The sequence below is a fragment of the Enterobacter cloacae complex sp. IR5422 genome, from assembly GCF_049238165.1.
Classification (GTDB): Bacteria; Pseudomonadota; Gammaproteobacteria; order Enterobacterales; family Enterobacteriaceae; genus Enterobacter; species Enterobacter roggenkampii.
In genome coordinates, this window is record NZ_JBMKHT010000022.1 from 49,263 (window position 1) to 67,631 (window position 18,369).

The following is an 18,369-nucleotide window of genomic DNA, read 5'->3' on the forward strand; positions in this document are numbered from 1 at the left end:
GTTAAGGCTTAGATAATCTGCCGAACTTCGTCGAGTGTGGTGGAACCAGAGGTTCCCAAATCCAGTTTGTTGCCGTCGCTTCCTTTAATCACGCCCTGGACCAGCGCGAACTGCAGCGGCTGCGCCACCAGCTGGGTCGTCCCGTTGCTGGCGCTGATCGCGACTTTGTAAGCACCGTTTGGTGCTTTCGTGCCGTCGGTCAGGCTGCCATCCCACGTAAAGGTGTGAACGCCCGCCTTCAGCTCGCCGATGTCGATGGTGCGAACCACGGCGCCGGTTGAGTCGGTGATCGTCGCCGTCACTTTGTCAGCCGCCTGCTGCAATTCAACGCCGAACGGCGTAGTGGTGGTGGTCGATGTACCGTCGGTAGTGCTGGTGCCTGCCAGAATCGTGGTTCCCGGGATCATCACCCCGTGGCCAATCAGGCTTGCCGCCTGCAGAGACTGGGCGCTATTAATCTGTCCAGAGACGGAACCAAGGGTGGTGTTGAGTTTCTCAATGCCGCTAACGGTGCTGATCTGCGCAAGCTGCGTGGTCAGTTCGTTGTTCTGCATCGGGTTAGTGGGATCCTGGTTCTTAAGCTGCGCCACCAGCAGCGTCAGAAAGCTGCCCTGAAGATCGGCGGCGTTACTTCCCGTCAGGGAGTTAGAACCCGTCGTACTCTTTGTGTTGTTAACACCCGAGTTCGTCGGATCATTCACATTTACGGCGATGGACATGCATGTCTCCTTTACTGGCCGAGAGTGAGTGTTTTGAGCATCATGCTCTTCACGGTATTAAGCACTTCGACGTTGGCCTGGTAGCTACGGGAAGCCGACATGGAGTTCACCATCTCACCCACCACATCCACGTTTGGCATCTTCACGTATCCGCTGGCATCCGCCAGTGGGTTACCCGGCTCATACACCAGCCTGTCCGGGGCCTGGCTCTCCACCACATCCGAGACCTTCACGCCGCCCGTCGCCGCGCCTGGCGCAGCATCGACCTGAAAGACAACCTGTTTGGCACGATAAGGCTGGCCGTCGGGTCCGGTGACGCTGTCGGCGTTCGCGAGGTTACTGGCGGCCACGTTCAGGCGCTTGGACTGTGCGGTTAACGCCGAACCGGCGATATCAAAAATATTCAGCAAGGCCATCTATCAATTCCCCCCCTGCAGGACGTTCATCATGCCTTTGATTTGTCCGCCGAGTACGGTCAGGCCCGTCTGGTATTTCAGGCTGTTGTCGGCAAACTGGGTACGCTCCCGGTCCATATCCACGGTGTTACCGTCGAGTGAGGGCTGATCGGGAATGCGATAAAGTAAATCGGTCGCTGGCGCGGTCATCGCCTGAGCAGGAATATGGCGAGAGGATGTCATGGCAAGTGCAACACCCGTTCCTTCGGCACGTCCACGCTCCATCACCTTTTTGAGTTCACTGGAAAAATCAATATCGCGCGCCTGATACCCCGGGGTATCGGCGTTAGCGATATTGGCGGCTAAAATCTCCTGCCGCTGGGCGCGTAAGTTGAGCGCTTCCTGCTGAAAACGTAACGCGGCGTCGAGTTTATCGAGCATGTCTCCTCCGCTGATGGCAAAATTTCAGTTCACAGCTTAAATCTCACCCGGTCTCCCCTATCGACGGAATAAGCGCAAAATGCGTCGCTATTTATTCCGTTGATGCAAAACCACTGCAGGTAGAATTCGTTCAACTCTGGAAACGGTGGAACTTGCGATGCAAACGTTAAAACGTGGTCTGGTGGCGGCTCTCTTGCTGTTAAGCCCTCTGGCGCAGGCTGAAGGGATACAGGATCGGCTAACGGCTTTTTTTGCTGAAAAACTGGCAGGCTTTAGCGATGACGTGGCCGTTACCGTGCGCACGCCACCGAATCTGTACCCGACGTGCGACCAGCCGTCCTTCAGCGTGGTAGGGTTCACAAAGCTCTGGGGGAATGTGAACGTGCTGGCACGCTGCGCCAACGAAAAACGCTATTTACAGGTTGCCGTTCAGGCGACGGGCAATTATGTTGTCGCCGCCGTGCCCATTGCGCGCGGCAGCGTACTGCAGACAAACAGCGTGACCTTGAAGCGCGGCCGTCTGGATCAGCTGCCGCCACGCACCATGCTGGATATCAACCAGGCACAGGATGCCGTCAGCCTGCGCGACGTCGCGCCAGGCCAGCCGATACAGATCTCCATGCTGCGTCAGGCATGGCGGGTAAAAGCAGGCCAACAGGTGATGGTGGTGGCCAACGGAGATGGCTTTAGCATCAACAGTGAAGGGAAAGCGTTGAACAATGCCGCTGTGGCGCAAAACGCCCGCGTCAGAATGTCCTCAGGCCAGGTGGTGAGCGGAACCGTCGATGCTGATGGGAATATTCTGATTAACCTATAATCTTTTTAAAGATTTCGCGGCGCGTGCCGATAAATATTCCACTAATGATGATGTCAGGCGCAAACGCCGCGACCCCTCGATGAGGACAACACTATGAGCATTGATCGTACATCAGCCCTGAAGCCGGTAAGCGCTGTACAACCTCGCGAAACGAATGACGCAACGGCGCAGAAAACGCGTCTGGAGAAACCGTCAACGTCCAACAGCACCAGCGTGACCCTGAGCGACGCGCAGGCAAAACTGATGCAGCCGGGCAGCAACGATATCAATATGGAACGTGTTGAAGCGCTGAAAACGGCTATTCGTAACGGTGAGCTGAAAATGGATACCAGCAAGATCGCTGACGCCCTGATTCAGGAAGCACAGAGTTTCTTACAGAGTAACTAACCGTATGAGTCGACTGTCAGAAATACTGGATCAAATGACGGTTGTCCTGAACGACCTGAAAACGGTAATGGACGCTGAACAGCAGCATCTCTCTTCCGGTCACATCAACGGCAGCGCGCTGCAGCGTATTACTGAAGACAAAAGTTCGCTTCTGGCAACGCTGGATTATCTGGAACAACAGCGACGCGCTGAGCAAGATCCTAAGCGCAGCGCCAATGACGATATTATTGAGCGCTGGCAGACCATTACCGAAAAAACTCAGCACCTGCGCGATCTTAACCAGCATAACGGCTGGCTACTGGAAGGGCAGATTGAGCGTAATCAGCAGGCGCTTGAGGTGTTGAAACCGCATAAAGAAACCGGTCTGTACGGTGCGGATGGTCAGACGGCGACGGCGCGTATTGCAGGTGTGAAAAAGATTTCGATTTGACGCATAAGCGACTCATCATGCAGTGGGGAGCACCATGAGGTGAACTCCCCTTTTGGCGTTTATGCCGTCCGGCGGGCAAACTCTTTGACTTTGAAACCCAGCACCGCGAGCGTGGCAAAGTACGCCACCACACCAACGCACACCACGGCCATCAGGCGCATCAGACGATAAGGCATCGTGCCCAGGGACCACTCCGGCATCACGTGCATCATGCCAAGCAGCGCGGCAGACATCACCAGTACCGCAACGATCAGACGCATCAGGAAACTGCCCCAACCCGGCTGCGGCGTGAAAATATCCTGCTTGCGCAGCTGCCAGTACAGCAGCCCGGCATTCAGACAGGCCGCCAGACCAATCGATAATGACAGGCCGGCATGTTTCAGCGGACCAATAAACGCCAGGTTCATCAGCTGCGTCATAATCAGCGTCACGATGGCAATTTTTACCGGCGTTTTAATGTCCTGACGCGAGTAAAAGCCCGGCGCCAGCACTTTCACCACGATCAGCCCCATCAGTCCCACCGAGTAGGCAATCAGCGCGCGCTGGGTCATGGCGGCATCGAAGGCAGTGAATTTCCCGTACTGGAAGAGCGACACCGTCAGCGGTTTGGCCAGAATACCCAGCGCCACCGCACTTGGCAGGGCCAGCAGGAAGCAGAGACGCAGGCCCCAGTCCATCAGGCGGCAATACTCATCATGATTGCCGCTGGCAAAACTTTTCGACAGCGACGGCAGCAGGATGGTCCCCAGCGCCACGCCCAGCACCCCGGACGGAAACTCCATCAGGCGGTCGGCGTAGTACATCCAGGAAACCGAGCCGGACACCAGGAACGAGGCAAAGATGGTGTTGATAATCAGCGAGATCTGGCTGACGGAGACGCCGAGAATGGCGGGCCCCATCTGCTTGATGACGCGCATCGCCCCGGCATCTTTGAGGTTGATGCGCGGCAGCACCAGCATGCCGATTTTTTTCAGGTGCGGCAGCTGATACGCCAGTTGCAGCACGCCGCCGACGGTGACCGCCCAGGCCAGCGCCAGCACCGGCGGGTTGAAGTGCGGGGCGGCGAACAGGGCAAAGCCGATCATGCTGACGTTAAGAAACGTCGGCGCAAACGCCGGTACAGAGAAGCGGTTCCAGGTATTGAGGATCGCCCCCACCAGCGAGGCCAGCGAGATCAGCAGAATATAGGGGAAAGTAATGCGCAACAGCTGCGAGGTCAGGGCAAACTTGTCGGCCGTATCGGCAAAGCCGGGCGCGGTCACCATAATCACCCAGGGCGCGGCCAGCATCCCGAGGACGGTCACCACCGCCAGCGCCAGCGTCAGCAGGCCGGAGACATAAGACACAAAGACGCGCGTGGCGTCCTCGCCCTGCTTGCTTTTATATTCTGCCAGGATCGGGACGAATGCCTGAGAAAACGCCCCTTCCGCAAAAATACGACGCAGCAGGTTCGGTAATTTGAACGCGACGAAAAAGGCGTCCGTGGCCATCCCTGCACCAAATACCCTTGCCACAATGGCGTCGCGCGCAAAACCCAGCACGCGGGAAAACATGGTCATCGAGCTGACGGCCGCCAGCGATTTTAATAAGTTCATTAACGTGAATTTCCAGAACCATACGGATTTCCAGGACGGGCAAGCGTAAGCGCCACCCGGCAAAGCCTACAAGCGGCGCTTAGTCTACCCGGATTTCAACGAATTACTATCCGCAGATGTTACAGCGAGTTATTCACTCATGGCCTCGCGCCAGAGCCTTTCCACAATGCGCTGCGCCATGATGGCCTGCTCGCCGGACGTTTCAGGAACCGTCTGATTTTGCACGCAGGTGATGAAGTGGCGGGCGCAACCGGCAAAACCGCGCTGTTCAAGCGTGCTCTGCCAGCCAGGCGCGGGGAGCGTCATCACGCCGCTGCCCTTCTCTTCCCGCCATTCACGCATGTCGGTAATGTCGTACAACGCCCCGTCGGTGACGGCCTGGACGCATTCTCGCTGGCTGCCGGCACGACGATGCATGCTGGTAGTTACCTGCAGATGGTCAATCGCGAAATGGTGTTCTGCATAGACCATTTCACCCTGCTCGTTCGTGAGCAGCGTGCCACTTTGCAGCTGCGCGTTGCTGCCGGCGAGCCACAGCGCCGTATCCACAACGTGGAGATAATCATCCAGCAGCGTGAAGCGCAAATCGTTCGGCCCAATGCTGTCCGTGCGGTGCTTATCCATCCGCAGCGAGGCAAACGTGCCCGACTGTGCCTTAAGCTGCTGGTAAAGGGGCGCGAAGCGGCGGTTGAAGCCGACCATCAGCGTCAGTTTTTTACGCGCCGCCAGTTCAATCAGGCGTTCCGCGTCCGGAACATTTTCCGCCAGCGGTTTATCCACGCAAACGTGAACGCCCGCATTGAGCAGCTCGCTCACGACCTGATAGTGGGTAGACGTTGAGGTATGTACAAAGACCGCATCGCACTCGCGGGCCAGATCCTGAAGCGATGCCGCATACGGCATACGCCAGGTTTCGCAGATCCGCTCGGCCTTCTCGCGCGTGGGTGACCATGCCCCTTGCAGCGTCCAGTCCGTCGCTGCCCCCAGAACCGGCAGCCAGGCTTTTTGTGCAATACCGCCCAGCCCTACTACGCCAATGCGTAATTTTTTCACCGTCAGTCTCCCAAATGTGCCAGCAGGGCATCCAGACGCTGTTTCAGCCCGGCGACCTCGTCTTCCAGCGCCGCTACGCGGGCAACCAAATCATCATCTACGGCCGTTATGTCAGTTGCGCTGGATTTAACTGAACTATCAACGTCACCGCTGAACAGGTGCATATAGCGGCTTTCACGCTTGCCCGGCTCGCGCGCCAGACGCACCACGTAAGGACCGTCTTCACGCGCGGCCAGCCCTTCCAGAGTTTGCTCGACCTCCTGCATATCGCTGAACTCATGCATACGGGAAGCGCGCGTGCGCAGTTCTCCCGGCGTTTGCGCTCCGCGCAGCAACAGCGTGGTGACGACCGCCACTTCCGCACTGCTCAGCTTCAGGTCACCGAATTCGGAGTTACAGAAGCGCTGTTCGTATTTGGTCACGCGGTTGCCGAAGCCGCTGACGGTGCGGAGATAGTGACGTTTTACCAGCGCATCCAGCACGTCCTGAACCTCATGCTCGCTGAGGTTCATCACCGGCTCGCGGTTGGTCTTCTGGTTGCAGGCCATGGTCACGGCGTTGACGGACAGCGGATACTGCTCCGGCGTGGTGACCTGTTTTTCGAGTAAGCACCCAATCACGCGCGCTTCTGTACCGTTTAGCTGATACTTCATCTTTTCTCCTTAACGACCTGCAGTCCAGTCCCGGGTGGTTAATGCCGTCAGAACGTGGTCGCGCCACTCTCCGTCTATCAGCAGATAGTCTTTGGCGTAACCCTCTTTCTCGAACCCTAAACGCGCCAGCAGATTTCCGCTGCGCTGGTTATGCGGCATATAGTTCGCCATAATGCGATGAATGTGCTGGGTGCGTTGCATATAGCGGATCGCTACCGTCAGCGCCTCGTACATCAGCCCCTGCCCCTGCCACTTCTGGCCGATGGAGTAGCCCAGGTAGCAGGCGTGAAACGATCCCCGCACCACGTTTGAAAAATTGGCGATCCCGATAATCTCTTTCTCTTCAGGATCCAGCAGCGCGAAATAAAACGCGCTGCCCTGCTTGTGAAATTCCGTAATCATGCTGAGGCGCGCCTGCCAGCCGGAAGGGTAACAATGGCTCTCATCCCGAACGGGTTCCCAGGGTTTTAAAAACTGGCGATTCTCGGCGTAATAATCCGCCAGACGCCAGGCATCACGCTCATGCACCAGACGAACGACCAGCCTGTCCGTTGTCAGACGCACTTTTGGCACATTACTGCGATAGCCAAACATCGATACCACTCCTTCCCGTCACTTCAGCTTGCCCATTAGCTTTACTATACCTGCGCCTGCGCCGTCTGTGAAAACAGTGACATACCATTTTCACCTCTTTTCACATTTTTCGATGAGAACTCTCTATCAAAGCACCCTTTTGATAAAAAAATATTGTCACGTGCAGGGGTGGGAAAAAACGCGGCGACACCGCAGAATGTTAGCGTGCTCACCATCTTATTTTCCCTGGAGGGAAAATGTCCCGCGTATCACAGGCCAGGAGCCTGGGTAAATATTTCCTGCTCGTCGATAACATGCTGGTCGTGCTCGGCTTTTTTGTCGTTTTTCCGCTTATTTCGATCCGCTTTGTCGATCAGATGGGCTGGGCGGCATTAATGGTCGGCATTGCCCTGGGGCTACGCCAGTTTGTCCAGCAGGGCCTGGGCGTCTTTGGCGGGGCTATCGCCGACCGCTTTGGCGCGAAACCGATGATCGTCACCGGTATGCTGCTGCGCGCGGCAGGGTTTGCCACGATGGCGGTCGCCCAGGAGCCCTGGCTGCTCTGGTTCTCCTGTTTCCTCTCCGGTATCGGGGGCACGCTGTTCGATCCGCCACGCACCGCGCTGGTGGTAAAGCTGATTCGCCCGCAGCACCGCGGCCGTTTCTTCTCGATTCTGATGATGCAGGACAGTGCCGGGGCGGTTATCGGCGCCCTGCTGGGAAGCTGGCTGCTGCAGTATGATTTCCGTCTGGTCTGCGCGGCTGGGGCGGTGCTCTTTATGCTGTGCGCGCTGTTTAATGGCCTGTTCCTGCCGGCGTGGAAACTGTCAACGGTGAAAGCGCCGGTTCGCGAAGGGCTGGGCCGCGTCCTGCGCGACAGACGTTTTGTCACCTATGTGTTGACCCTGACGGGATATTACATGCTGGCCGTGCAGGTCATGCTGATGCTGCCGATCATGGTTAACGACATTGCCGGTACCCCTGCGGCGGTGAAATGGATGTACGCCATCGAAGCCTGCCTGTCGTTAACGCTCCTCTATCCGATTGCCCGCTGGAGCGAGCGGCGTTTTCGCCTGGAGCATCGCCTGATGGCCGGACTGTTCCTGATGACGCTGAGCATGATGCCGATCGGCCTGGTGAACACGCTCCAGCAGCTGTTTACGCTGATTTGCACGTTCTATATTGGCTCGATCATCGCCGAGCCTGCCCGCGAAACGCTGAGCGCCTCGCTTGCGGATGCGCGTGCACGCGGCAGCTATATGGGGTTCAGCCGACTGGGGCTGGCGCTTGGCGGGGCATTAGGTTACGCCGGCGGCGGCTGGTTGTTTGATGCTGGCAAAGCGTTAAATCAACCTGAACTTCCGTGGATGATGCTGGGCGTGGTGGGCTTTATGACGCTACTCGCCCTGTGGTGGCAGTTCAGCCAGAAACGCAGCGCGAGCGGCATGCTCGAGCCTGGCGCGTAGCCTTTCCCTCGGGCGGGAGCCCTTCCCGCCCCACTTCTCAGTTTTTTCTGCTGGTTTCTGCCCATTCACGCTGACATACTGGCGTAACAGGACAGAAGCGCCGATTTTTCGTTGAGGAACACTATGAAGAAAATTGTCTTAGCCGCGGCATTGATTGTCAGCGGCCTGCTGGTTGGCTGTAACCAGCTCACGCAATACACCGTCAGTGAACAGGAAATTAATCAGGCGCTGGAAAAACATAACAATTTCTCGAAAGACATTGGCGTACCGGGTCTTGCCGATGCGCATATCGTGCTCACAAACCTCACCAGTCAAATCGGACGTGAAGAGCCAAACAAAGTCACCCTGGCCGGTGATGCGGACCTCGATATGTCCTCCCTCTTTGGCAATCAGAAAGCCAACATCAAGCTCAAGCTGAAGGCACTGCCTGTTTTCAACAAAGAGAAAGGGGCGATTTTCCTGCAGGAGATGGAAGTGGTCGACGCGAAGGTGTCTCCGGACAAGATGGCGCCGGTTTTGCAAACCCTGATGCCCTATCTGAATCAGTCGCTGCGGAATTACTTTAACCAGCAGCCGGCGTACGTCTTAAGCGAAGACAAAAGCAAGGGTGAAGCTCTGGCGAAAAAATACGCAAAAGGCATAGAGGTGAAACCGGGCGAAATTATCATTCCTTTCACCGATTAACCTGAAGGGCGCTGAGGCGCCCTTTTTTTTCACGGAAAAGTGTGCAAACGAAAACGTTTCCGCTTATGATTTGTGTCCGGCAAAAACAGCCATCCTTATGACTGATTCCTGACAAGCCGGAGCTTCCATGACTGCACAACCCCAGGTTCTTAAAATCCGCCGCCCTGACGACTGGCATATCCATCTGCGTGATGGCGATATGCTGAAAACCGTCGTGCCTTATACCAGCGAAATTTATGGCCGCGCGATTGTCATGCCTAACCTGGTGCCACCAGTCACCACCGTTGATGCCGCGATAGCCTATCGCCAGCGCATTCTCGACGCCGTTCCTGCGGGACACGATTTTACCCCGTTGATGACCTGCTATCTGACCGATTCACTGGATCCGAACGAAGTGGAGCGCGGATTTAACGAAGGCGTCTTTACGGCAGCGAAACTCTACCCGGCGAATGCCACCACCAACTCCAGCCACGGCGTCACCAGCATTGATGCCATTATGCCGGTGCTGGAACGCATGCAGAAACTGGGTATGCCGCTGCTGGTTCACGGCGAAGTAACGCATGCCGAGATTGATATCTTCGACCGCGAAGCCCGTTTTATCGAGACCGTGATGGAGCCTTTGCGCCAGCGCCTGCCCGCGCTGAAGGTGGTCTTCGAGCATATCACCACCAAAGACGCGGCAGAGTACGTGCGTGACGGCAACGATCTTATCGCCGCCACCATTACGCCACAGCACCTGATGTTTAACCGTAACCACATGCTGGTGGGCGGGGTGCGCCCTCACCTCTACTGCCTGCCTATTCTTAAGCGCAACATCCACCAGCAGGCGCTGCGCGAGCTGGTCGCCAGCGGGTTCTCCCGCGCGTTCCTCGGTACCGATTCCGCGCCTCACGCCCGCCATCGTAAAGAGGCAAGCTGCGGCTGCGCGGGCTGCTTCAACGCCCCAACGGCGCTTGCCAGCTACGCAACCGTGTTTGAAGAGATGAACGCGCTGGAACATTTCGAAGCATTCTGCTCCCTTAACGGCCCGCGCTTCTACGGCCTGCCGGTCAACGACACCTTCATCGAACTGGAGCGTAAAGCGAGCCACGTTGAGGAGTCCATTGCCCTGACGGATGACACGCTGATCCCCTTCCTGGCGGGTGAAACCGTAAGCTGGACGGTAAAACGTTAAAAAATCAGTGCCCCTTGTTGTCAAACTGATAATATACCTGTATAAATAAACAGTATATTACACAGGGGGCATTTATGCGTATTGAAGTCACCATAGCCAAAACTACCGTTCTGCCTGCCGGCGCGCTTGATGCACTGGCAGGCGAATTATCCCGTCGTATTAACAACACCTTTCCCGACAACGCGGGTGCCGTCACGGTGCGTTACGCCGCGGCGAACAACCTCTCCGTCATTGGCGCCGCAAAAGAAGATAAAGATCGCATCAGCGAAATCCTCCAGGAAACGTGGGAAAGCGCTGACGACTGGTTCATCACGGATTAACACTGCTCCCTCATTGTGTTTTTTTGCCGGGTCGCCCCGGCTTTTTTTTGCCTCATAATCCTGTAAGTTCAAAATAATTCGGCATCTTCTTTAAAAATCGTGAACGAGATGGTGTTTTATTGTTCGAACAATCCTAAAAAGCAGAAAAATGTGTTGCCACCTGTTTATTTTTCCCTTCGGAACCCTTATTACTTGGTATACTGAAGTTGCTTTCAGAAAAACATGCATTGAACCTCAAAGCCGTTGTCTTCTAACACGCATTAAGGGGGTTATAATGGAAAAGAATAGTGAAGTCATCCAGACCCACCCACTTGTTGGCTGGGATATCAGTACCGTAGATAGCTACGATGCGCTGATGCTGCGTTTGCACTACCAGACCCCAAATCAACTCAACCGTGAAGAAGCGGAAGTTGGACAGACGCTGTGGCTAACAACAGACGTCGCCCGTCAGTTTATTTCTATTTTAGAAGCAGGTATTGCAAAAATAGAATCTGGCGACTACCAGGAAAATGAGTATAAACGGCACTAAGCTTATGCCCACTTTTCTCTCTACAGGCACCCTCGCGGTGCCTTATTTATTTCTCCCTTGTCTAACCCCGCGTTGTTAATTACTCTGCTAACAAAACATCAGTTTATGAGATGCATATGAGATACGACTTAATCATTATTGGCAGCGGCTCCGTAGGATCTGCCGCAGGCTATTACGCAACACAGGCTGGTCTGAAGGTTCTGATGATCGATAGCCATCTGCCTCCTCATGCGGAAGGCAGCCATCATGGCGATACCCGCCTCATCCGCCATGCGTACGGTGAAGGTGAACGCTACGTTCCGCTGGTGCTTCGCGCCCAGACGCTGTGGGATGAACTGGCGAAACAGACCGAAGATCGTATTTTCGAGCGTACGGGCGTCATCAACCTGGGTCCGGCACATTCTGCGTTTCTCGCTGGCGTCGAACGCAGCGCGAAAGCGTTTAATCTGGACGTTGAGAAGCTGGATGCGACGGGCATTACCGCACGCTGGCCCGAAATTACCGTCCCGGACGATTATATTGGCCTCTTTGAAGCCCACTCTGGGGTGCTCCATTGCGAAACGGCGATCAAAACCTGGATCGAGCTTGCTGCGAAGGCAGGCTGCGCGCAGCTGTTCAACTGTCCGGTAGAGGCCATCACCCATGATGATAATGGCGTCACGGTCACCACTATTGACGGCGATTATTCAGCGTCCCGCCTGCTGGTCAGCGCAGGTACCTGGGTTACCCGCCTGCTGCCCGATCTGCCGATCCAGCCGGTGCGCAAGGTCTTCTCCTGGTTCCAGTCGGATGGCCGTTACAGCGCCCAGAATAAATTCCCGGCCTTCACCGGCGAATTACCCAACGGCGACCAGTTCTACGGCTTCCCGTCAGAAAAAGACGCGCTGAAAATCGGTAAACACAACGGCGGCCAGGCGATCTCCTCCCCTGAAGAGCGTAAACCTTTCGGCGCCTTCCCACAGGATGGCTCAGAAGCCTTCTCGTTCCTGCGCACTATTCTTCCGGGCATTGGCGGCTTGCTGTATGGCGCGGCCTGTACCTACGACAATACGCCGGATGAAGACTTTATCATTGATACGCTGCCGGGGCATGACAACACCCTGCTCATCACCGGACTGAGCGGCCACGGCTTTAAGTTTGCTTCCGTTCTGGGTGAAATCGCCGCGCAGTTTGCCCAGGGCATTGCGCCGCAGTTTGATCTGACGCCCTTCTCCCTCTCGCGTTTTAACGGATAATCCGCACGGGCTCCGGAGGTCAAGGGGCCCGCTTCATTCACACCGCATGTTGGGGCGTTATGCGCAAGATCGTTAGCTTTCTGATGAATAATATTCGCGAGCATTTTATGCTCTATCTCTTATTGTGGGCGCTGCTGGCCATTATTGATTTTGTTTACATTGTATTTTACTGAAAACCCAGACTGACAATAATTGACATTACTTTATCTTTATTGAAGCTTATATTTTCATCTTGCACGAAGAGATTGAATTAGCGTTAGCGATCCTTTTCAAAATTGCTGAAATAAATAAAATAAAAATCAATAGACAATTATTTCAGTTGCAATATCCCGCCTTCCCGTTCATTTTTACCCTTCGGTTAATTTGAAAATGGACATTCTGATGCAATGGCGTAACTCCTCCCGGCGCTACGGAATAATATCCATAGGTTTGCACTGGATATTTGCTCTTGCCGTCTACGGTATGTTTGGACTTGGGCTCTGGATGGTCACGCTCAGCTATTACGATGGCTGGTATCACCAGGCGCCGGAATTGCATAAAAGTATTGGTGTCCTGCTGATGCTGGGGCTGGTTTTCCGCGTGATCTGGCGGCACATTTCCCCGCCGCCCGCCGCGCAAAAGACTCACAGCAAATTTACCCGCGTCAGTGCAGTCGCCGCGCATATAGCCCTTTATGCGCTGCTGTTTGCCATCCTGATTAGCGGCTATCTTATTTCGACGGCTGACGGTAAGCCGATTAACGTTTTTGGCCTGTTCGAGGTTCCGGCAACCCTTAGCGATGCCGGCGCTCAGGCCGACACGGCGGGGGTTGTTCACCTCTGGCTCGCCTGGAGCGTGGTGATTCTGTCCGTGCTGCACGGGCTTGCCGCCCTCAAACACCATTTTATTGATAAAGACGATACGCTAAAGCGCATGCTTGGCCGCTCGTCAGTTGACTCTGGAGCATAAAATGAAAAAACACCTGCTGGGTATCGCACTGGGTTCTCTGTTATTCACCGCCGGCTCCGCCGTGGCGGCGGATTATAAAATTGATAAAGAGGGCCAGCACGCTTTCGTCAATTTCCGTATTCAGCACCTGGGATATAGCTGGCTGTACGGCACCTTTAAGGATTTTGACGGCACATTCACCTTTGACGAAAAAAATCCCGCAGCCGATAAAGTCAATGTGACCATTAATACGAACAGCGTCGACACGAACCACGCAGAGCGCGATAAACACCTGCGCAGTGGGGAATTCCTCAACGTCGCGAAATTCCCGCAGGCGACCTTCACTTCTACTGAGGTGAAGAAAGAGGGTGATAAGCTGAATATTACCGGCAACCTGACGCTTAACGGCGTAACCAAACCGGTCACGCTTGATGCGAAATTACTGGGCCAGGGTGACGATCCGTGGGGCGGTAAACGCGCAGGCTTCGAAGCGGCAGGGAAAATTCACCTGAAAGATTTTAACATCACAACGGATTTAGGCCCGGCGTCTCAGGACGTGGAGCTGATTATTTCCGTTGAAGGTGTACAGCAGAAATCATAATAACGTCGCCCGGCAGGCTTTTGCCGTGCCGGGCGTTATTATCATTCCGGGTCAGGGATACCCAGTTTGGTATTCAGACGACCGCGAGATTTATTGAAAATCTTGTTGCCGTTTTCACGTCCTGCGCGACGGCGACGCTGCTCTTCTTCCGGCAGGATGCTCTCTTCACTGCACAGCTCGCTACAGCAACCGTTAAACTTCTCGGCACAGGCCGGGCACTGAATGAACAACAGATGACAACCGTCGTTTTTGCAGTTGGTGTGGGTATCGCACGGCGCGCCGCACTGGTGGCACTGGGCGATGACGTCATCCGAAATACGTTCACCCATACGCTCGTCAAAGACAAAGTTTTTCCCGATAAAGCGTACCGGCAACCCCTGTTCACGGGCGCGTCGAGCGTACTCAATAATGCCGCCTTCAATGTGCCAGACTTTATTGAAGCCGTTGTGCTTCATCCACGCGCTGGCTTTCTCACAGCGGATACCGCCGGTGCAGTACATAACGATCTTTTTATCTTTATGCTCCTGCATCATTTCAACCGCTTTCGGCAACTGCTCGCGGAAGGTATCCGCCGGAATCTCCATCGCATTCTCGAAATGCCCCACTTCATACTCATAGTGGTTACGCATATCGATGAACACGGCATCCGGATCGTCCAGCATCGCATTCACTTCCGCCGCCTTCAGGTATTCACCGACGTCCGCCGGGTTAAACTCCGGATCGTCGATACCGTCCGCCACGATGCGTTCACGCACCTTCATGCGCAGCACCCAGAAGGATTTCCCGTCATCATCCAGGGCAATGTTCAGGCGTAAGCCGTTAAGGGCCGGGTCAAATTGATAAAGTACGTCGCGGAAGGCGCTGACTTTGCTTTCCGGTACGCTAATCTGCGCGTTGATGCCTTCACGGGCAAGGTAGACGCGGCCGAAGACGTTCAGCGCCGTGAACGCCTGATAAAGCGCATCTCGGGTCGCCTGCGGATCGTCGATCGTGAAGTATTTATAGAATGAGATGGTTGTGCGCGGTTCGGTTTCAGCCAACATACGCGCTTTTAACATCTCGTTCGAAACGCGGTTGTGTAACACTGGCATGGTGTACAGTCCTGGAGTCGTTAGAGAGAATGAAAAATCGGTCGGCATCATATAGCAAACAAAACCAATTTACATCCACACATTTTACGCTACATTTCACACACCCTGATTAATCAGGATTAACAATTGCTGTATTCGTGCACGCTTCGAAAGCAGATATTTTGGCTACGCCTCAAAAAATGAGACACTAGCGAAACAGGACGTTTGAACACAGGAAAGACATAACCCAGTTACCAAAATTTACTGCCGCCCTTTTGCATCCCCGCTATTGGTTGACCTGGCTTGGCATCGGCTTTTTATGGCTTCTGGTACAGCTTCCCTACCCTGTTATTTTTCGGTTGGGTAAATTTCTGGGCCGTTTCGCACAACTATTCATGAAGCGTCGCGCCAGAATCGCGTACCGCAACCTTGAGCTGTGTTTTCCGCAGATGAGCGACTCAGAGCGTCACAATATGGTCGCGAAGAACTTCGAATCCGTTGGGATGGGCCTTATGGAAACCGGCATGGCGTGGTTCTGGCCGGACAAACGCATGGCCCGCTGGAGCGAGGTAACGGGAACCGGCATGGATCCTGTACATACGCTTCAGGCCAACCAGACGGGCGTTCTGCTGATCGGCGTCCATTTTCTGACGCTGGAAATCGGGGCGCGTATGTTCGGCATGCAGGCGCCCGGCATTGGCGTTTATCGCCCTAACGATAACCCGGTCATCGATTTAATCCAGACCAACGGCCGCATGCGTTCCAACAAAAGCATGATCGACCGTAAAGATCTGAAGGGAATGATCCGTGCGCTGAAATCCGGCGAAGTGGTCTGGTATGCCCCCGACCACGACTATGGCCCACAGGCCAGCGTTTTTGTCCCCTTCTTCGCCGTTGAAGAGGCCGCCACAACCACCGGTACCTGGATGCTGGCGCGGATGTCCAAAGCCGCCATCGTACCCTTTGTTCCCCGCCGCAAGCCTGACGGTTCGGGCTACGAGTTGATGATGCTGGAACCGGAACTCGCGCCGCCGCTTGACGATGCAGAAACCACCGCGCGCTGGATGAACGGTATCGTAGAGAAATGCATCATGCTCGCACCCGAGCAGTACATGTGGTTGCACCGCCGCTTTAAAACGCGGCCAAAAGGCACGCCGTCCCGCTATTGATTTTCAGGATGCGATCCCCAGGGTCGCATCCTGTTTTAGCTTTAAAAGCTCCCCCTCATTGCGGCAATCATAACCCAGGCGCATAATTAGCAGGCTTATTACTTCTTGCTTCAGGTGCTCAGCACCTCATTATGCGGATTGTTATGTCACCTTCAGATGCCCCCATAAACTGGAAGCGTAACCTCACGGTTGCGTGGCTTGGCTGTTTTCTCACCGGCGCGGCGTTTAGCCTGGTCATGCCTTTTCTGCCGCTCTATGTTGAACAGCTGGGCGTGACGGGCCATAGCGCGCTCAATATGTGGTCCGGCCTGGTATTCAGCATCACGTTCCTGTTCTCCGCGATAGCCTCGCCCTTCTGGGGCGGCCTTGCCGACCGCAAGGGCCGTAAAATCATGCTGCTGCGCTCGGCGCTGGGGATGGCCATTATCATGGCGCTGATGGGCGTGGCGCAGAACGTCTGGCAGTTCCTGATTTTGCGCGCGTTGCTGGGTTTGCTGGGAGGATTTATTCCCAATGCCAATGCCCTGATTGCCACGCAAATTCCTCGCCATAAGAGCGGCTGGGCGCTGGGCACGCTCTCAACCGGCGGTGTAAGCGGTGCCCTGCTGGGTCCACTGGCCGGCGGACTCATGGCCGATAGCTATGGCCTGCGTCCGGTGTTCTTTATCACCGCCTGCGTGCTGTTCCTGTGCTTTGTTGTCACCCTGCTCTGTATTCGGGAAAACTTCACGCCCGTTGCGAAGAAAGAGATGCTACACGCCAGGGAGGTGCTGACCTCGCTTAAAAATCCCAGACTGGTGCTGAGCCTGTTCGTGACGACCCTGATTATTCAGGTCGCAACCGGATCGATTGCCCCTATCCTCACGCTGTACGTTCGCGATCTGGCGGGGAACGTCAGCAATATCGCGTTTATCAGCGGGCTGATTGCGTCCGTGCCCGGGGTGGCGGCGCTGCTTAGCGCGCCGAGGCTGGGGAAACTGGGGGACCGCGTCGGCCCGGAAAAAATTCTGATCTGTGCGCTGGTGATCTCCGTCCTGCTGCTGATCCCCATGTCGATGGTGCACTCTCCGTGGCAGCTGGGCTTACTTCGCTTCTTGCTTGGTGCCGCAGACGGGGCCTTGCTGCCCGCCGTACAGACCCTGCTGGTTTACAACTCCACGAACCAGATTGCCGGGCGGATCTTCAGCTATAACCAGTCATTTCGCGACATCGGTAACGTCACCGGACCGCTTCTCGGGGCGAGCATCTCCGCCAGCTTCGGTTTTCGCGCCGTCTTTATCGTGACGGCGGGCGTGGTACTGTTTAATGCAATTTATTCGTGGTTCAGTTTATCCCGCGCGCTACGGCCAGTGGCGGAATAAGACGAACGCCTGAAGCTAATTTTCGCATTCATACTTGCAGAATCAGATATTCAGCTATTCTTTCCCTGAAACCTTCTGGAAAACAGGGAGACACCAATGACCATGTACGCCACGCTGGAAGAAGCTATTGATGCCGCTCGTGAAGAGTTCCTCGCCGACAACCCCGGCGTTGAAGAAGAAGATGCTGACGTGCAACAACTTAATATCCAGAAATACGTTCTGCAGGATGGGGATATTATGTGGCAGGCCGAATTCTTTGCCGATGAAGGTGAAGAAGGGGAATGCCTGCCGGTCCTGAGCGGTGAAGGTGCGCAGGCCGTCTTTGATGGCGACTATGATGAAATCGAACTGCGGCAGGAATGGCTGGAAGAGAACACATTGCACGAGTGGGATGAGGGCGAATTTCAGCTCGAGCCACCGCTGGATACGGAAGAAGGTCAAACCGCAGCCGATGAGTGGGACGAGCGTTAATTTACGCTACTCGTAAGGGCCGTGGCTGGCATCGATCGGCAGCAGCAGCGTGTCGAAAATTAGCGAGAATGGCAGATCCAGCACGGTGAGGTAGCGCCATGCGGAGTCACGGAGATCCCACTTCACGCCCGGGTAATACTGATTCCCGTGGCCCTGCCCTGGAATGGTGCGGCTGATGATGCTGCCGCAGCCGCTGAGCAGGCATGCCATCAGAACGACGATGATGATTCTCATGAGTAACCTCTAAAAAAATACCGGCGATTATGCCGGTATTTTAGTTGGTGGGAGGTGCTTCGCTT

The 18,369-nt window shown here is 55.3% G+C and carries 24 protein-coding genes; 15 read left to right on the forward strand and 9 right to left on the reverse strand.

From position 1 onward, the window contains the following. Positions 1–8: 8 nt before the first annotated feature. The 3 genes from flgD to flgB are packed head-to-tail and all read right to left on the reverse strand — an operon-like array spanning position 9 to position 1,555. The gene (gene flgD, locus ACOTXT_RS12695) at positions 9–719 is read right to left on the reverse strand and encodes a flagellar hook assembly protein FlgD (protein ID WP_023343755.1); all 711 of its coding nucleotides are present in this window, start codon (positions 717–719) and stop codon (positions 9–11) included. A gap of 11 nt (positions 720–730) precedes the next feature. Next, on the reverse strand, positions 731–1,135 hold the full coding sequence (gene flgC / locus ACOTXT_RS12700; RefSeq protein WP_008500814.1) for a flagellar basal body rod protein FlgC: 405 nt from the start codon (positions 1,133–1,135) through the stop codon (positions 731–733). A 3-nt stretch (positions 1,136–1,138) separates the two neighbouring features. Beyond that, complete coding sequence (gene flgB, locus ACOTXT_RS12705; protein WP_008500815.1) at positions 1,139–1,555, reverse strand: flagellar basal body rod protein FlgB; 417 nt, start codon at positions 1,553–1,555, stop codon at positions 1,139–1,141. Between the two features lie 157 nt (positions 1,556–1,712). Here flgB and flgA point away from each other — a divergent pair, with 157 nt between their 5' ends. From flgA to flgN, 3 genes are all read left to right on the forward strand, one after another. Next, complete coding sequence (gene flgA, locus ACOTXT_RS12710) at positions 1,713–2,372, forward strand: flagellar basal body P-ring formation chaperone FlgA (protein WP_095428606.1); 660 nt, start codon at positions 1,713–1,715, stop codon at positions 2,370–2,372. Between the two features lie 93 nt (positions 2,373–2,465). After that, positions 2,466–2,759 carry a flagellar biosynthesis anti-sigma factor FlgM gene (flgM, locus tag ACOTXT_RS12715; RefSeq protein WP_008500817.1) on the forward strand — a complete coding sequence of 98 codons (294 nt, stop codon included), beginning with the start codon at positions 2,466–2,468 and terminating at the stop codon, positions 2,757–2,759. 4 nt (positions 2,760–2,763) lie between these two features. Continuing rightward, positions 2,764–3,189, forward strand: a complete 426-nt coding sequence (gene flgN, locus ACOTXT_RS12720) for a flagella biosynthesis chaperone FlgN (RefSeq protein WP_008500818.1) — start codon at positions 2,764–2,766, stop codon at positions 3,187–3,189. Between the two features lie 59 nt (positions 3,190–3,248). Here the strand turns inward: flgN and murJ are convergent, their stop codons facing one another. From murJ to rimJ, 4 genes are all read right to left on the reverse strand, one after another. Beyond that, positions 3,249–4,784 carry a murein biosynthesis integral membrane protein MurJ gene (murJ, locus tag ACOTXT_RS12725; protein ID WP_032674525.1) on the reverse strand — a complete coding sequence of 512 codons (1,536 nt, stop codon included), beginning with the start codon at positions 4,782–4,784 and terminating at the stop codon, positions 3,249–3,251. Positions 4,785–4,913: 129 nt separating this feature from the next. After that, the gene (locus ACOTXT_RS12730; RefSeq protein WP_021240771.1) at positions 4,914–5,837 is read right to left on the reverse strand and encodes a Gfo/Idh/MocA family protein; all 924 of its coding nucleotides are present in this window, start codon (positions 5,835–5,837) and stop codon (positions 4,914–4,916) included. Positions 5,838–5,839: 2 nt separating this feature from the next. After that, positions 5,840–6,490 carry a YceH family protein gene (locus tag ACOTXT_RS12735; protein ID WP_055321344.1) on the reverse strand — a complete coding sequence of 217 codons (651 nt, stop codon included), beginning with the start codon at positions 6,488–6,490 and terminating at the stop codon, positions 5,840–5,842. 9 nt (positions 6,491–6,499) lie between these two features. After that, complete coding sequence (gene rimJ / locus ACOTXT_RS12740) at positions 6,500–7,084, reverse strand: ribosomal protein S5-alanine N-acetyltransferase (protein ID WP_008500822.1); 585 nt, start codon at positions 7,082–7,084, stop codon at positions 6,500–6,502. A 236-nt stretch (positions 7,085–7,320) separates the two neighbouring features. On the opposite strand from rimJ, the gene mdtH reads away from it, so the two are divergent. From mdtH to ACOTXT_RS12785, 9 genes are all read left to right on the forward strand, one after another. After that, positions 7,321–8,529: a multidrug efflux MFS transporter MdtH gene (gene mdtH / locus ACOTXT_RS12745; RefSeq protein ID WP_023292794.1), complete on the forward strand. Its 1,209-nt coding sequence runs from the start codon at positions 7,321–7,323 to the stop codon at positions 8,527–8,529. 123 nt (positions 8,530–8,652) lie between these two features. Further along, positions 8,653–9,213 (forward strand): lipoprotein, encoded by a 561-nt coding sequence (locus ACOTXT_RS12750; RefSeq protein ID WP_008500824.1) that lies wholly within the window; start codon positions 8,653–8,655, stop codon positions 9,211–9,213. A 127-nt stretch (positions 9,214–9,340) separates the two neighbouring features. Further along, the gene (gene pyrC / locus ACOTXT_RS12755) at positions 9,341–10,387 is read left to right on the forward strand and encodes a dihydroorotase (protein ID WP_021240774.1); all 1,047 of its coding nucleotides are present in this window, start codon (positions 9,341–9,343) and stop codon (positions 10,385–10,387) included. A 74-nt stretch (positions 10,388–10,461) separates the two neighbouring features. Then, positions 10,462–10,707: a DNA damage-inducible protein I gene (gene dinI / locus ACOTXT_RS12760; RefSeq protein WP_008500826.1), complete on the forward strand. Its 246-nt coding sequence runs from the start codon at positions 10,462–10,464 to the stop codon at positions 10,705–10,707. A 274-nt stretch (positions 10,708–10,981) separates the two neighbouring features. Then, complete coding sequence (gene bssS, locus ACOTXT_RS12765) at positions 10,982–11,236, forward strand: biofilm formation regulator BssS (protein WP_008500827.1); 255 nt, start codon at positions 10,982–10,984, stop codon at positions 11,234–11,236. A gap of 116 nt (positions 11,237–11,352) precedes the next feature. Continuing rightward, positions 11,353–12,471 (forward strand): N-methyl-L-tryptophan oxidase, encoded by a 1,119-nt coding sequence (gene solA, locus ACOTXT_RS12770; protein WP_008500828.1) that lies wholly within the window; start codon positions 11,353–11,355, stop codon positions 12,469–12,471. A 59-nt stretch (positions 12,472–12,530) separates the two neighbouring features. Continuing rightward, positions 12,531–12,644: a DUF2770 family protein gene (locus tag ACOTXT_RS12775; RefSeq protein WP_021240776.1), complete on the forward strand. Its 114-nt coding sequence runs from the start codon at positions 12,531–12,533 to the stop codon at positions 12,642–12,644. A gap of 208 nt (positions 12,645–12,852) precedes the next feature. Then, entirely contained in the window at positions 12,853–13,419 is a 567-nt protein-coding gene (locus tag ACOTXT_RS12780) for a cytochrome b (RefSeq protein WP_023343748.1), read from the forward strand. Between the two features lies 1 nt (position 13,420). Continuing rightward, positions 13,421–13,999: a YceI family protein gene (locus ACOTXT_RS12785; RefSeq protein ID WP_008500830.1), complete on the forward strand. Its 579-nt coding sequence runs from the start codon at positions 13,421–13,423 to the stop codon at positions 13,997–13,999. Between the two features lie 41 nt (positions 14,000–14,040). Here ACOTXT_RS12785 and ACOTXT_RS12790 read toward each other — a convergent pair whose 3' ends face one another. Further along, positions 14,041–15,090 (reverse strand): rhodanese-related sulfurtransferase, encoded by a 1,050-nt coding sequence (locus ACOTXT_RS12790; protein ID WP_008500831.1) that lies wholly within the window; start codon positions 15,088–15,090, stop codon positions 14,041–14,043. Positions 15,091–15,311: 221 nt separating this feature from the next. Between ACOTXT_RS12790 and ACOTXT_RS12795 the strand changes: the two genes are divergently transcribed. From ACOTXT_RS12795 to ACOTXT_RS12805, 3 genes are all read left to right on the forward strand, one after another. Continuing rightward, positions 15,312–16,238: a Kdo(2)-lipid IV(A) acyltransferase gene (locus ACOTXT_RS12795; RefSeq protein WP_008500832.1), complete on the forward strand. Its 927-nt coding sequence runs from the start codon at positions 15,312–15,314 to the stop codon at positions 16,236–16,238. A gap of 143 nt (positions 16,239–16,381) precedes the next feature. Then, positions 16,382–17,599, forward strand: coding sequence for a multidrug efflux MFS transporter MdtG (gene mdtG, locus ACOTXT_RS12800; RefSeq protein WP_021240779.1), 1,218 nt, complete (start codon positions 16,382–16,384; stop codon positions 17,597–17,599). 96 nt (positions 17,600–17,695) lie between these two features. Next, complete coding sequence (locus tag ACOTXT_RS12805) at positions 17,696–18,070, forward strand: MysB family protein (RefSeq protein WP_008500834.1); 375 nt, start codon at positions 17,696–17,698, stop codon at positions 18,068–18,070. 6 nt (positions 18,071–18,076) lie between these two features. On the opposite strand, the gene ACOTXT_RS12810 is transcribed toward ACOTXT_RS12805, so the two are convergent. Then, positions 18,077–18,304, reverse strand: a complete 228-nt coding sequence (locus ACOTXT_RS12810) for a YceK/YidQ family lipoprotein (RefSeq protein WP_008500835.1) — start codon at positions 18,302–18,304, stop codon at positions 18,077–18,079. Between the last annotated feature and the right edge of the window lie 65 nt (positions 18,305–18,369).